Below are 14,472 nucleotides of genomic sequence, written 5' to 3' on the forward strand. Positions count from 1 at the left end.
ATGGCGTTCTATCGGCACGTGGGCAACATCCCGCCCAAGCGGCACACCCAGCACCGTGACGACAACGGTCAGCTCTACTTCGAGGAATTGATGGGAGAAGAGGGCTTCTCCTCCGATTCCTCACTGCTCTACCATCGCCACATCCCGTCGGCGATCGTCGATGCCACCGTGTGGGAGGTGCCCGACCAGAGCACGACTCCCAATCATCCGCTCAAGCCGCGGCACCTGAAGTTGCACGAGCTGTTCCCGGACACGGTCTGGGCCGACACCGACGTGGTCACCGGACGCCGGTTGATCCTCGGCAACGCGGACGTCCGCATCTCCTACGTGGTCGCTGCCAAGGAGTCGCCGCTGTATCGCAACGCGATCGGCGACGAGATGGTGTACGTCGAATCCGGTGCCGCCACCGTCGAAACCGTGTTCGGCGCGCTCGAGGCGAAGCAGGGCGACTACGTCCTGATCCCGATGTCGACGACCCACCGCTGGATCCCGCAGGGCCCGGAACCGTTGCGCGCCTACGCGATGGAGGCCAACAGCCACATCGTCCCGCCGAAGCGCTACCTGTCCCGGTTCGGTCAGTTGCTCGAGAACGCGCCCTACTGCGAGCGCGACCTGCACGGGCCGTCCGACACGCTCCAGGTCGAGGGCACGGACGTCGTGGTGCTCGTCAAACACCGAACGTCGCACGGGATCGTCGGCACGCGAATGGTGTACCCGCAGCATCCCTTCGACGTCGTGGGCTGGGACGGGTGCCTCTACCCCTACACGTTCAACATCTCCGACTACGAGCCCATCACCGGGCGTGTGCACCAGCCGCCGCCGGCGCATCAGGCGTTCGAGGGCAACAACTTCGTCATCTGCAACTTCGTGCCCCGCAAGGTCGACTACCACCCGCTGTCGATTCCGGTGCCGTATTACCACTCGAACGTCGACTCCGACGAGATCATGTTCTACGTCGGCGGAGACTACGAGGCGCGCAAGGGTTCCGGCATCGGCCAGGGTTCGATCTCGATTCATCCCGGCGGCCATGCACACGGTCCGCAGCCGGGCGCGTACGAACGCAGCATCGGGGCCGAGTTCTTCGACGAACTCGCCGTCATGGTCGACACGTTCCGTCCGCTCGAACTCGGCGAGGGCGCAGTGGCCTGCGAGGACTCGGGCTACGCGTGGACGTGGGCAGGGCGGGGGCCGAAGCAGTGATCCCCGCCCTGTTCGCCGGCCTCTGCGACGACGCCGCCGTATTCCCGCCCGGGAACGCAGCCCTGCCCGACGCGCTCCCCGCGCACGCCAGGCACCGGTCGGCGCCGTACGCGGACCTGGTCGGTCCCTTCGTCTTTCCGGTCGCCCGGCTGGGCGAACTGACACCCGGTGCGCTCGAGCTGAGCCTGACGCTGCCCGGCGGCCCGGCCACGCTCGAACCCGCACTCGACCGCCTCGCACAGATCGACGGTGCCACCGCGGTGGCACTCGAGATCGCGGTGCCCGCCGAACAGACGGCCGCGGAGTTCTTCGCCGCGATGGACGCCGTCGAGACGCTGACCGCCGGACTCGACGTGTTCGTCGAGGTGCCGCGCGGCGAGCGCCGGCCCGACTTCCTCGCCTCACTCGTCGGTAGCCCGTTCGCGGCCAAATTCCGCACGGGAGGCGTTGCCGCCGAGGCCTACCCGGACGAGACCGAACTCGCGTCCGCCCTGGTCACCGTCGTCGCGTCGGGCGTTCCGTTCAAGGCCACGGCCGGACTGCACCACGCCGTCCGCAACACCGATCCGCACACGGGATTCGAACAGCACGGTTTCCTCAACGTGCTGCTCGCCACCCGGCACGCACTCGGCGGCGCCGGCGCCGACCGAGTGGCCGCCACTCTCGCCCAACGTGACGGCGCACTGCTCGCCCGCGAACTGGGGGACCTCCCGGTCGACGTCGTCGGCGCCGTTCGCACCGCCTTCCGATCCTTCGGCACGTGCAGCATCATCGAGCCGCTCGAGGATCTCGTCGCACTGCACCTTGTGCCGTCTTCCGCCCTCGCCTCCGCAGATCAAGGAGCCCACGCATGACCGCCCTCGACATCCCCGCCGATTCCCTCTTCGGGATCGAGAACCTGCCGTACGGCGTGTTCTCGACCGCCGACTCGGCCCCACGGGTCGGAGTGCGGGTGGGAGATTCCGTCGTGGATCTCGCCGCCACACTGGGTGACGACGTCTTCGCGCAGCCCACCCTCAACGCGTTCATGGCGCAGGGCCGGGCCCGCTGGACCGAGGTCCGCAGTCAGATCACCGAACTCGTGCAGGGCGACGTCGCCGACACCGCGGTGTTCGCGGTCGACGACGTCACGATGCACCTGCCGGTGGCCGTCGCCGACTACGTCGACTTCTACGCGTCCGAGAATCACGCCACCAACCTCGGACGACTGTTCCGCCCCGACTCCGAGCCGCTCATGCCCAACTGGAAGCACCTGCCGGTCGGATACCACGCGCGGTCGAGCACCGTCATCGTGTCGGGCACCGACGTCATCCGGCCGTGCGGGCAGCGCAAGACCCCGGCTCAGGACGCCCCCGACTTCGGGCCGTCCCGCCGCCTCGACATCGAGGCCGAGATGGGCTTCCTCGTCGGCGTCCCGACGAAGCTGGGGGAGACCATCACCCCGGATCAGTTCGCGGAGCATGTGTTCGGTGCGGTCGTCGTGAACGACTGGTCCGCCCGCGACATCCAGGCCTGGGAGTACGTACCGCTCGGCCCGTTCCTCGGGAAGAGCTTCGCCACGTCCATTTCTCCGTGGGTGGTTCCCCTCGACGCTCTCCAGGCGGCCCGCATCGACACCCCGATGCAGGATCCGCAGCCGCTGCCGTACCTGCGCGGCGAGGAGAAGTGGGGCCTGGACATCGACCTGGCCGTCGAGTGGAACGGGCACGTCGTGTCGCGTCCGCCGTACGCGCAGATGTACTGGTCGCCGGCGCAGATGCTCGCGCACACCACGGTCAACGGCGCCGCCGCCAGCACGGGCGACCTGTTCGCGTCGGGCACCATCTCCGGACCCGAGAAGGACCAGCGCGGCGCGTTCATCGAACTGACGTGGGGTGGTCAGGAGCCCGTCGTCGTGGGGGACGAGAAGCGCACGTTCCTCGAGGACGGCGACGAGATCGCCATCTCCGCCACCGCACCGGGCCCGAACGGCACCCGCATCGGCTTCGGTGAGGTGCGGGCCCGCATTGCTCCGCCCGTGAGTACTTGTTAACCGCGGGCGGTTAACAAGTACTCACGGGTGGTAGGCAGTAGTCATGACCGAGAACTTAGTCGAGACCACTGCCGAGAACTTCGTCGAGATCACTGCCGAGCCGGACACCGGCGTCGCGTTCCTCACCCTGAACCGCCCCGAACAGCGCAATCCGCTGTCGTCCGAGGCCATGCGGGACGTCACCGCGGCGCTCCGGAAGCTGGGCGACGACGACACCACCCGCGTCGTCGTCATCAGGGCTGCAGGACCGGTGTTCTCCGCGGGCCACGACCTGAAGGAGATGATCGGCCGCACACTCGAGGACGAGCAGGCCATCTTCGACACCTGCGTCGAGATGATGCAGGCGGTGCAGGACATCCCGCAGCCGGTCATCGCGTCCGTCCAGGGCGCGGCCGTCGCGGCGGGCTGTCAGCTCGCCGCCTCGTGCGATCTCGTCGTCGCGTCGTCGAACGCCGTGTTCGGGACGCCGGGGGTGAAGATCGGACTGTTCTGCTCCACCCCGATGGTGGCCCTCAGCCGCGCGATCGGACGTAAGCGCGCGCTGCAGATGCTGCTCACGGGGGAGACGATCGGGGCGGAGACCGCCGCGGACTGGGGGCTGGTGAACCTGGTCGTCGCGCCCGAGGAGCTCGATGCGCAGACCCGGGCGCTCGCCGCGAAGATCACGAAGGCCAGCCCGCTCACGGTGAAGATCGGCAAGCAGGCGTTCTACCGGCAGATCGAGCTCCCTCAGGACGAGGCCTACGCGGCGATGGCGGAGACGATGGCCACGAATGCGATCACGTGCGACGCCCAGGAGGGCATGCAGGCGTTCGTCGAGAAGCGCACTCCGCAATGGCAGGGGAAATAGCGCACGCTGTCTGCATTGCGCGGTCCAGCGAACCGGCGAAGGATCAAGTGTGCAGTGGCTGCGGCCGCGGGCCGTCGGTGCCCGCTGACGGTGGACCGCGACGGGTCGGTCACCGAGATCGTTCTCACTGCGGGGCGACCGTCCCGCGGGAGGTGACTATCGATGTTCATCCAGGTTATTCAAGGAAAGGTGTCCGACGAGGCCGGCCTACGCCGGTGCATGGACCGCTGGACGGAGGATGTGCGCCCGGGAGCGACGGGCTTCCTGGGCTGCACCCAGGGATTGTGCGACGACGGAACGTTCATCGCACTCGCGCGGTTCGAATCGGCCGAAGCCGCCCGGCGTAACAGCGAGCGTCCGGAGCAGGGCGCGTGGTGGGCGGAGACCGAGCGGTGCTTCGAGGGTGCCGTGTCGTTCATGGACTGCCCAGACGTGATGGAGTGGATGGGTGGCGGTTCGGACGACGCGACATTCGTTCAGGTCATGGAAGGGCACACCACCGACGCGAGTCGGATGCGGGAGTTGCTGGAACAGGCCGAACCCCAGCTTCATGAGCTGCGTCCGGAGATCCTCGGTGGAACGTTGTGCACGTACGGCGACGGCGGGTACGTCGAGGCGGTGTACTTCACGTCCGAGGCGGAGGCCCGTTCCCACGAGAAGTTGGAGGTGCCGGACGATCTGAGATCGCTGTTCGAGGAGGAGGGCCGGCTGACCGACGACGTGACGTACTACGACATGCATTCGCCGATGCTGGTGCCTGCAGGGCGGTAGCACGAACCCTCTGGCAAGGTACTTGGACGTCCTATAACCTTCGTGCATGAGTCTGGATGCGCGTACCGATACCGTCGACGGAGTGCTGCGGCGCTCGGCCGCCAAGTTCCCCGACCGCAGGGCGCTGACGTTCGAGGACCGCACGTGGACGTACCGTGAACTCGACGACGCGGTCAGCCGAGCGGCCGCCTACCTGCAGTCGCTCGGACTGTCGTCCGGTGAGCGCGTCGCCGCGTACGGCACCAACTCGGACGCGTACACGATCGGGTTTCTGGCCTGCGCGCGTGCGGGTCTCGTGCACGTCCCCGTCAACTATGCGCTCAAGGGCGACGAGCTGACCTATCTGGTGTCGCAGTCCGGAAGCGCGGCCGTGCTGGTCGACCCGGCGCTGAGGGGCACGCTCGACTCGGTCCGCGGCGCCCTCGACCTGCGTCACGTGGTTCCCCTGCGCGACGCCGAAGATTCGCTGCTCGCCCACAGCGGCTCCGGCGACGTCCCCGTGCTCGCGGAGCCGGTCGCGTCCACCGATGTGGCGCAGTTGCTGTACACGTCCGGGACGACGTCGAAGCCGAAGGGCGCCATGATGACTCACGGCGGCCTCGTGCACGAGTACGTGTCTTCCGTGATCGCCCTCGCGCTGAGCGAGGGGGACAATCCGTTGATCTGCATGCCGCTCTACCACTCGGCCGGCATGCACGTGTTCATGATGCCGTACCTGTCGGTGGGCGCCTCGGTGAATCTGATGCAGACCCCGGACATTCCGGAGATCCTGCGGCGCATCGAGGCGGATCGCATCGGCTCGCTGTTCCTGGCGCCGACGGTGTGGGTGCCGCTCGCCGGGCACCCCGATCTCGAGACCCGCGACCTGTCGTCGTTGAAGAAGGCCCAGTACGGCGCGTCGATCATGCCGGTGACAGTGCTGAACAGGCTGCGCGAACGCTACCCCGACCTCGGCTTCTACAACTGCTTCGGGCAGTCCGAGATCGGTCCGCTCGCTACGGTGCTGCAGCCGGAGGAACACGAGGACCGGCCGTCGTCGTGCGGGAAGGCCGTGTTCTTCGTCGAGACGCGGGTGGTGGACCCCGACGGCAACGACGTTCCGGATGACACGCCCGGTGAGGTGCTCTACCGTTCGCCCCAGCTGTGTCTGGGGTACTGGGACAACCCCGACGCCACCGCGGAGGCGTTCCGTGACGGCTGGTTCCACTCGGGCGATCTGGTGACGCGGGACCCGGAGGGGTACATCACCGTCGTCGACCGCATCAAGGACGTCATCAACACCGGCGGCATCCTGGTGGCGTCGCGGGAGGTCGAGGACGCCGTCTACACGCATCCGGACGTGGCCGAGGTCGCGGTCATCGGGACGCCCGACGACAAGTGGATCGAGGCGATCACCGCGGTGGTGGTGCTGCGGGAGGACGCGGCCGGCGTGACACCGGACGGGTTGATCGCCCACGTCAAGGAGCGTATCGCGCCGTTCAAGGTGCCCAAGCAGGTGGTGTTCGTGGACGAGCTGCCCCGCAACCAGAGCGGGAAGCTGCTCAAACGGGAACTGCGGGCGACGCTCTGACTACTTCCGTGTCGATGCCCGCTCGATCAGCTCGACCGGGAGCTTCACCGATTCCACGTCGTTGCCCGCGATGATCGACAGGAGATGACGCACACCTGTCGCGCCGATCAGGCGCGCGGGTGACCGGACGGTCGTCAGCGGCACCGGCAGCTGGGCGACCACCGGAATGTCGTTGTACCCGACGAGCGCGAGATCTTCGGGGATCCGCAGTCCGAGGTCGCGGGCGACGCCGAGGACGCCGATCGCGATGGTGTCGCTGACGGTGAAGATCGCCTCGGGACGCGAATCCGACTCGAGGAGAACGGTGGCCGCGGCGACACCGCCGGACACGTCGAAGTCGGAGCGGACGATGCGATCCGGCCGGAGTTCGATGCCGTCCTCGGCCAGCGCGTCGCGGAATCCGGCGAGGCGGTCGCGGGAGGTGCTCGCATGGTCGGGGCCTGCGATGACGGCAACCTCGGTGAAGCCGCGGTCGAGGAGATGGCGTCCGGCGAGGTAACCGCCCCGGTGGTCGTCGCCGGACACGAACGGCAGACCCACGTCGGCGTGCCGGTTGAGCTGCAGCATCGGCAGCGCCCCCACCGACAGCGAGTCGACGAACTCGCGGCCGGGGCTGTGCAGGCTGCTCAGCAGCAGGCCGTCCACCTGCCTGCTGACCAGGAACTCGATGGCGCGGCGCTGGGCGTCGAGGTCGTCGGGTGGGCTCGACAGCAGCACCGAGTAGCCCGCCTGCGTGGCCGTCTCCTCGATGCCCTGGAACATGGTTGCGACCACCCCGTCGGTCAGTCGCGGCATGACGACGCCGAGGGTGGTGGTCTTGCGGGTCCGCAGGCTCGCAGCCCACAGGTTGGGTTGGTAGCCGAGTTCCACCGCCACCTCACGAACCCGCAGCGCGGCCTCGGACCAGCCGTCGGCGGGTTCGGGCTGGCGAAGCACTCGGGATGCCGTCGACACGTGGACGCCGGCGCGTTCGGCGATCTCGCGGAGGGTAGGCGGACGCCCGGAGGTGCGTGTCGGGCGATCCGGCAGGTTCACGGGCAATCCTCGCGCTCGGGGACGGGGGCCGGCGGGCGTCGTGGTTGACGGCCGCTGGAACGCGCCTTAGTCTACGTGACGAAATCGTTCGTGCAATCGTTCTCGCGAACGTTTGCACATCAGCCCCACCGGCCCCGTGGAGGAACAATGTCCGACCCGCAGACCCTGTCCCAGCTGTTCGCCCTCGACTCGCTGCTCGACACCGAGGAGATCGCGATCCGCGACACCGTGCGCCGATTCGCGGACGACAGGATCCGGCCCCACATCGGCGAATGGTTCGAAGCGGCGGCACTGCCGGTGCGCGAACTGGCGGAAGGTCTGGGCGAACTCGGCGTGCTCGGCATGCACCTCGAGGGATACGGCTGCGCCGGCATGAGCGCCACCGCCTACGGCCTGGCCTGTCTCGAACTCGAGGCCGTCGACTCCGGAATCCGCAGCCTCGTGTCCGTCCAGGGCTCGCTGGCCATGTACGCGATCCACCACTACGGCAGCGAAGACCAGAAGCAGGAATGGCTGCCCCGCATGGCGGCGGGCAAGGCGATCGGCTGCTTCGGCCTGACCGAGCCCGACTTCGGCTCCAACCCCGCAGGGATGCGCACCAACGCCAAGCGGGACGGTGACGACTGGATCCTCAACGGCACGAAGATGTGGATCACCAACGGATCCGTCGCCGACGTCGCGGTCGTGTGGGCGCGCACCGACGACGGCATCCGCGGATTCGTCGTGCCCACCGACACCCCCGGCTTCTCGGCTCCCGAGATCAAGCACAAGATGTCGCTGCGGGCGTCCGTCACCTCGGAGCTCGTGCTCGAGGACGTCCGGCTGCCCGAATCCGCGATGCTGCCGGAGGCCACGGGACTGTCCGGTCCGCTCGGCTGCCTCAACGAGGCCCGGTTCGGCATCATCTTCGGTGCGATGGGCGCCGCCCGCGACTGCCTCGAATCCGCCATCTCCTACGCGCAGGACCGTCAGGTCTTCGACAAGTCGCTCGCCGCCTACCAGATCACGCAGGTCAAGATCGCCGACATGGCCCTCGAGGTCGGCAAGGGCCACCTGCTGGCGTACCACCTCGGACGTCTCAAGGATCGCGGCGAGGCACGCCCCGAGCAGGTCAGCACGGGCAAGCTGAACAACGTCCGCGAGGCCATCGCCATCGCCCGCGAGTGCCGCACCATCCTCGGTGCCAACGGAATCACGCTGGAATACCCCGTGATCCGCCACGCCAACAACCTCGAGTCCGTGCTCACCTACGAGGGGACGTCCGAGGTGCACCAGCTCGTGATCGGCAAGGCGCTGACGGGCGAGGCAGCGTTCCGGTGAGAAATGCATCCCTGGACGGCCTGTTGATCGCCGACTTCGGACGGGTGCTCGCCGGGCCGTACGCCACGATGCTGCTCGCCGATCTCGGTGCCGACGTCGTCAAGATCGAGCGCGCCGGCGTCGGGGACGACACCCGGCAGTGGGGGCCGCCGTGGGTGGGCGACGAGTCCACCTACTTCCAGTCCGTCAACCGCAACAAGCGGTCCTTCGCCTGGGATCTGCGCGACCCCGCCGACCTGCAGCAGGCGCGGGATCTGGTCGCCCGGGCCGACGTGGTGGTGGAGAACTTTCTTCCCGGCACGATGGACCGGCTCGGGCTCGGCTACGACGCCGTGCGGGAGATCAATCCCGACGTCGTCTACTGCTCCGTGACCGGGTTCGGCGGCGAGAACAACCTGCCCGGGTACGACCTGCTCATCCAGGCCGTCGGCGGGTTGATGAGCATCACCGGTCCCGAACCCGGCGTTCCGACGAAGGTCGGGGTGGCCGTCGTCGACATCATCACCGGACTGCACGCCGCGGTCGGGATCCTGGCTGCGCTGCGTCACCGCGACCGGAGTGGGGAGGGGCAGCGGGTCGAGGTGAACCTGCTGTCGTCGCTGCTGTCCGCCCTCGCGAACCAGACGTCGGGGTATGTGGGCGCCGGTGTCGTCCCGCAGGCCATGGGCAACCGGCACCCCAGCATCGCGCCGTACGAGGTCTTTCGGACCGGCGACCGTCCGCTGGTGCTGGCGGTGGGGAACAACCGTCAGTTCGCCTCTCTCGTCGAGGTTGTCGGTGTGCCCGAACTCGCCGACGACGAGCGGTACGCGACCAACACGCAACGGGTGGCGCATCGCGAGCAACTGGTCCGGGACATCACCGCGGCGCTGTCCGCGGGCTCGGCGGACGAGTGGTTCGAGAAGCTGACCGCGCAGGGTGTCCCGTGCGGTCCGCTCAACGACATCGCCGACGCCGTGGCGCTCGCCGAGCGGCTCGGGCTGCATCCGGTTGTCGAGATCGACGATCCCCGCAGGGACCGGCCCGTACGGCAGGTGGCGAACCCGATCCGGCTCAGCGCCACGCCGGCGAGCTATCGCAGCGCGCCGCCGCGGCTCGGCGAGGACACCCCAGCCGTGAGTACTTGTTAACCGCCCGCGGTTAACAAGTACTCACGGGGGCTCTTCCCTAAGGGAGTGTTAGGAAGCCCCCGCGACCCTTCCGTATCGATGTGACGTGACCCACTGTGGTGTGAACGCAGAGATCCAGGGCATCGAGAGGAGTCCCGCGTGAGCACGACATCGACGGGTGAGCGCCGAGTCATCGGCAATGTTTTGAAAGGTTCGGTCGGCAACCTGATCGAATGGTACGACTGGTACGTCTACGCGGCGTTCAGTGTGTACTTCGCGAAGGAGTTCTTCCCGGAGGGTGACACCACCGCCCAGCTGCTTTCCACGGCAGCCGTTTTCGCGGTCGGGTTCCTGATGCGGCCGATCGGCGGCTGGATCATGGGACGGTACGCCGACCGGCACGGGCGCCGATCGGCGCTCACCCTGTCGGTGACCGTGATGGCGGCGGGTTCCCTCGTCATCGCCGTCACGCCGTCCTACGCGAGCATCGGGATCGTGGCACCGGTCCTTCTGGTGATCGCCCGGATGCTGCAGGGACTGTCGGTGGGCGGCGAGTACGCCACCAGCGCCACGTACCTGGCGGAGGTCGCGTCCCCGGGCCGGCGCGGGTTCTACTCGAGCTTCCAGTACGTCACGCTGGTCGCCGGGCAGCTGATCGCACTGGGTGTGCAGATCATCCTGCAGCTGACGCTGCCTGCGGAGGCCATGCAGTCGTGGGGCTGGCGGATCCCGTTCCTGATCGGCGCCGCCGGTGCCGTCGCGGTGATGTGGCTCCGTCGCACGATGGACGAGTCGGAGGCGTTCACCGACGAGGTGGAGGCGAAGCGGGACGCCGATACCTCGGACGGTGGGCCGGAGGAAGGTTCGCTCCGGATGCTGCTGCAGTACCCCCGCGAATGCCTGCTGGTGTGCGCTCTGACGCTCGGTGGTTGCGTGGCGTTCTACACGTACACCACGTACATGCAGAAGTACATGATCAACACGTCGGGCATCTCCAAGGACACGGTGGCGTGGATCAACTTCGCAGCCCTGCTGGTGTTCATCGTGTTGCAGCCGATCGGTGGCGCACTGTCCGACCGCATCGGCCGCCGGAAGCTGCTCATCTTCTTCGGGATCGGCGGAACAGTCCTCACCGTGCCCCTGATGACCGTGCTCGGGACCACGACGAACCCCATCGCCGCGTTCGCGCTGATGATGCTGGGACTGATCGTCGTCACCGGATACACGTCGGTGAACGCGATCGTGAAGACCGAGCTGTTCCCGACGAAGGTTCGCGCGCTCGGGGTCGGGCTGCCGTACGCCCTCACACTGGCGATCTTCGGCGGAACGGTCGAGACCGTCGCCCTCGCCCTGAAGCGGGCCGGCCACGAATCGCTATTCTTCTACTACGTGACCGGGTGTATCGCCATCTCGCTCGTCGTCTACTTCTTCATGCGTGAGACTTCGGACGGTTCGCCGCTCGACCGGACGACCAGCCGGGAGGACACCCCGGACGACGACGTCGAGCTGGTCGACTCGCGGAGCTGATCGAAGGGAAGAGAAGTGCAGATCGCGGTGGTCGAGGACGACGACGGAGTCGGCGACGCACTCGTGGAAGCACTGGCCACCCACGGCCACGAGGCGGTGCGCATGCGCCGCGGCTCCGATCTCCTTCTCGGCCATCGCGGTATGGACGCGGTGATCCTCGACCTCGGTCTCCCCGACGCGGACGGCCTGCAGGTGCTCCGGCAGCTGCGGGCCGTCAGCGACGTTCCGGTGGTGATCCTCACCGCCCGCGACGACGAACGGTCGGTGGTGCGGGGGCTACGCGGCGGCGCGGACGACTACCTCGTCAAGCCGGCGCGGCTCGCGGAATTGCTGGCGCGGCTCGACGTCGTGACCCAGCGTCGCCGCGCGACCGGACCCTCGGCCGCGCAGACGATCACCGAAGGTGACGTGGTGGTCGATCTGGCGGCACGCGAGGTGGAGGTCGGCGGCGCTCCGGTGGCGTTGACAGCCAAGGAGTTCGAGCTTCTCGAGGTACTGGTCACCCGTCCCGGCGCCGCCGTGAGTCGCCAGCAACTGATGGATGCGGTGTGGGGCGACGCGTACGTGGCCATCTCACGCACCCTCGACGTGCACATGACCGGGTTGCGCGCGAAACTGGGCCGCCCGGGACTCATCTCGACCATCCGCGGGTACGGCTACCGCTGGGGTACGTGACGTGCGCCGCCGTGTGCTCGCCGTTCTGCTCGTGTTCGCGGCCGTCGCGGTGGTGGCATTCGCCGTCCCATTGGCGCTGGCCACCAGCGCCGGGAGAACCCAGGCTCTGCGGCTGAGCAGGGAGGCGGACGCGACGCATTTCGCCAGCCTCGCCGGGCAGACCCAGGCGCCCGGGAGTACCACCCTGCTGCGGGAGGAGGTGGCCCGTTACCACGAGTTGTACGGCGAGGGCGTCCTCATCGTCGACGCCCGGGGCAACCTCCGCGCGGGGGCCGGACTGTCGCCGGACGACTCCGACGTCGCCGCGGCGATCACGGCGGGACTGCGCAACCAGAAGCAGGGGATCAGCGGTTCGCTGACCCCGTGGTCGGCGGACCGTGTTCTGTCGGCGGTGCCCGTCGGCACGGGAGCGCAGGTGGACGGTGCCGTCGTCCTGGACGTGTCCACCCGCGCCGCACGTGCGTCCATCCGGACGTCGTGGCTGGTGATCGTCACGGGGGCGCTCGTCGCGCTGGCGGCGGTCACCGCGGTCGCTATCGCGCTGTCCCGGTGGACCGTTCGTCCGCTCGGGGCGCTCACCGCCAGGGTCGGTGCCCTCACCGACGCGGTCCCGTCGCCGCGTCCGCGGGTGCGTCGCAGCACCGGGCGGCCGTCCGGCCGGTACAGCGGGCCGCCCGAGGTCCAGGAACTCGCGAAGGCGTTCGACACCATGTCGGGAGCAGTCCAGGCGTCCGGTCAGGCGCAGCGGCAGCTGATCGCCGACACCGCGCATCAGCTCCGAAACCCCCTCGCGGCCCTGCACATCCGGTTGGATTCCCTCGGCCCGCACGTCTCCGAGGCCGGGGCCGAAACGTACCGCCGCACGGGGATGGAGGTCGATCGGCTCGGCGGCATCCTCGACGGACTGCTGGCGCTGGCTGTCGCCGAATCGCCCGCGGAATCCGCCGACGACGAGACCGCGCACGGCGGATGCGACGTCGGTGCCGTCCTCGCGGATCGTGCCGACGCCTGGACGGAGGCCCTCGGGGAATCGGGGATGAACCTCGTGCTCCGGGAACCGGCCGAACCGTTGGTCGCCGACTTCCGGTCCAGTCACCTGGCGCAGGTCCTGGACGTCCTGCTCAGCAACGCACACGCGTACGCCGGTCGCGGTTCGACGGTCCGGATCGAGACGGGACGGTCCGCCGCGGGAATCGAGATCCGGGTGAGCGACGACGGTGTCGGGGTGAGCGAGGACGAGATCGGCAAACTGTCGGCACGCTTCTTCCGCGGATCCGGGGCGGCGCAGCAGGGCACCGGGCTCGGGCTGTCCATCGCGACCGCACTCGTCGAGGGCGGCGGTGGGGCGCTGACGATCGCCGCGGAGCAGCCACACGGACTCCGGGTGACGCTGACACTGCCGGCGGTGTCGCCGTGATCACGCGACGTGCACTTCTGCGCGGCGTCGTCGCCGCGGGAGCGACCGCAGCCACGGGTTCGGTGCTCGCCGCGTGCTCGGACAGCGGCCGCGATCCGCTGCGACTCGCCGCCGGTGAGGAGGGCGGATTCTTCTGGGAGTTCGCCCAATTGACGGCCGAGGCCGCAGAGCGTGCCGCGCTGCCGGTAAGCATCGTCCCCGTCCGCACCGCGGGGTCGATGGACAATCTGGCGGCGCTGGCGTCCGGAGACGCGGAACTGGCACTGAGCCTCGCCGACGCCGCTGTGTCGGCTCTGGAGGCCGGCGCCGAATTCACCGCCATCGGCAAGGTGTACGAGAACTACATGCAGCTCGCGGTGCGCGCCGACTCCGGGATCGCGGACACCTCGCAGCTGAGAGGCGCCCGAATCAGTCTTGGTGCCACAGGCTCCGGCGCGGAACTGACAGGCGAACGTATCCTCGAGGTGCTGGGTCTGGCGGGTCCGGGAGACGTGACGCGTCTGCACCTGTCGATGACCGATGCGGGGCAGGCACTGCGTGACGGCACCGTCGACGCGGTTCTGTGGGCCGGCGGGGTGCCCACCCCGTCGTTCGCGAATCTCGGGATCCCGCTGCGACTACTCGACCTGTCGGCCGAACTGGAGTTGCTGCGGGAGCGGTTCGGCCCGCGCTACGAGCCGGTGCTGATTCCGCCCGGCACGTACGGACAGCAGACGTCGGTCGCGACGATCGGTCTCGTGAACCTGCTGCTCGCCGATCCCACCGTCTCGGACAGTGCCGCCGGCGCCATCGTCGAGGTGCTCATCGACCACGCTGCGGAACTGGTGCCGGATCAGGCGACGGGCAGCCAGTTCCTGGACCGGCAGTCGCTGATCGTCACCGCGGGGGTGCCGCTGCACCCCGGAGCGGCCGCGGCGTACCGGAGGCACCACGGCTGAGCCGGTCGATCAATGCACCCGGTCGATC

Annotated in this window: 13 protein-coding genes; 12 read left to right on the plus strand and 1 reads right to left on the minus strand. The window is 68.6% G+C overall.

Annotation, left to right across the window (positions count from 1 at the left end; all coding sequences use genetic code 11):
- The 6 genes from ACFWAY_RS08250 (at nucleotide 1) to ACFWAY_RS08275 (ending at nucleotide 6,423) form a co-directional block, all read left to right on the plus strand.
- Nucleotides 1-1,200: a homogentisate 1,2-dioxygenase gene (locus ACFWAY_RS08250; protein ID WP_378510406.1), complete on the plus strand. Its 1,200-nt coding sequence runs from the start codon at nucleotides 1-3 to the stop codon at nucleotides 1,198-1,200.
- Nucleotides 1,197-2,054, plus strand: a complete 858-nt coding sequence (locus ACFWAY_RS08255) for a hypothetical protein (protein WP_378457175.1) — start codon at nucleotides 1,197-1,199, stop codon at nucleotides 2,052-2,054. The genes ACFWAY_RS08250 and ACFWAY_RS08255 overlap by 4 nt, the downstream gene beginning before the upstream one ends.
- Complete coding sequence (gene fahA, locus ACFWAY_RS08260; protein ID WP_378510407.1) at nucleotides 2,051-3,232, plus strand: fumarylacetoacetase; 1,182 nt, start codon at nucleotides 2,051-2,053, stop codon at nucleotides 3,230-3,232. Before ACFWAY_RS08255 ends, fahA begins: the two co-directional genes overlap by 4 nt.
- 43 nt (nucleotides 3,233-3,275) lie before the next feature.
- The gene (locus ACFWAY_RS08265) at nucleotides 3,276-4,082 is read left to right on the plus strand and encodes an enoyl-CoA hydratase (RefSeq protein WP_378457160.1); all 807 of its coding nucleotides are present in this window, start codon (nucleotides 3,276-3,278) and stop codon (nucleotides 4,080-4,082) included.
- A 162-nt stretch (nucleotides 4,083-4,244) separates the two neighbouring features.
- Nucleotides 4,245-4,853 (plus strand): hypothetical protein, encoded by a 609-nt coding sequence (locus tag ACFWAY_RS08270; protein WP_378457159.1) that lies wholly within the window; start codon nucleotides 4,245-4,247, stop codon nucleotides 4,851-4,853.
- 46 nt (nucleotides 4,854-4,899) lie between these two features.
- On the plus strand, nucleotides 4,900-6,423 hold the full coding sequence (locus tag ACFWAY_RS08275) for an acyl-CoA synthetase (RefSeq protein WP_378510408.1): 1,524 nt from the start codon (nucleotides 4,900-4,902) through the stop codon (nucleotides 6,421-6,423).
- Here ACFWAY_RS08275 and ACFWAY_RS08280 read toward each other — a convergent pair whose 3' ends face one another.
- Nucleotides 6,424-7,458 (minus strand): LacI family DNA-binding transcriptional regulator, encoded by a 1,035-nt coding sequence (locus tag ACFWAY_RS08280; protein WP_378510409.1) that lies wholly within the window; start codon nucleotides 7,456-7,458, stop codon nucleotides 6,424-6,426.
- Between the two features lie 147 nt (nucleotides 7,459-7,605).
- Between ACFWAY_RS08280 and ACFWAY_RS08285 the strand changes: the two genes are divergently transcribed.
- The 6 genes from ACFWAY_RS08285 to ACFWAY_RS08310 all read left to right on the plus strand — a co-directional run bounded on the left by ACFWAY_RS08285 (nucleotide 7,606) and on the right by ACFWAY_RS08310 (nucleotide 14,444).
- Nucleotides 7,606-8,778 (plus strand): acyl-CoA dehydrogenase family protein, encoded by a 1,173-nt coding sequence (locus ACFWAY_RS08285; protein ID WP_378457156.1) that lies wholly within the window; start codon nucleotides 7,606-7,608, stop codon nucleotides 8,776-8,778.
- The gene (locus ACFWAY_RS08290; protein WP_378510410.1) at nucleotides 8,775-9,908 is read left to right on the plus strand and encodes a CaiB/BaiF CoA transferase family protein; all 1,134 of its coding nucleotides are present in this window, start codon (nucleotides 8,775-8,777) and stop codon (nucleotides 9,906-9,908) included. Before ACFWAY_RS08285 ends, ACFWAY_RS08290 begins: the two co-directional genes overlap by 4 nt.
- Nucleotides 9,909-10,046: 138 nt before the next feature.
- A complete protein-coding gene (locus ACFWAY_RS08295; RefSeq protein ID WP_378457154.1) occupies nucleotides 10,047-11,414 on the plus strand; it encodes an MFS transporter in 1,368 nt (455 codons plus the stop codon).
- A gap of 15 nt (nucleotides 11,415-11,429) precedes the next feature.
- Nucleotides 11,430-12,089, plus strand: a complete 660-nt coding sequence (locus tag ACFWAY_RS08300; RefSeq protein ID WP_378510411.1) for a response regulator transcription factor — start codon at nucleotides 11,430-11,432, stop codon at nucleotides 12,087-12,089.
- A 1-nt stretch (nucleotide 12,090) separates the two neighbouring features.
- Entirely contained in the window at nucleotides 12,091-13,506 is a 1,416-nt protein-coding gene (locus ACFWAY_RS08305; RefSeq protein WP_378510412.1) for a sensor histidine kinase, read from the plus strand.
- Nucleotides 13,503-14,444, plus strand: coding sequence for a TAXI family TRAP transporter solute-binding subunit (locus ACFWAY_RS08310; RefSeq protein WP_378510413.1), 942 nt, complete (start codon nucleotides 13,503-13,505; stop codon nucleotides 14,442-14,444). The genes ACFWAY_RS08305 and ACFWAY_RS08310 overlap by 4 nt, the downstream gene beginning before the upstream one ends.
- The last annotated feature ends 28 nt before the right edge of the window (nucleotides 14,445-14,472 follow it).

The organism is Rhodococcus sp. NPDC059968 (assembly GCF_042738615.1).
Taxonomy (GTDB): Bacteria; Actinomycetota; Actinomycetes; order Mycobacteriales; family Mycobacteriaceae; genus Rhodococcus_F.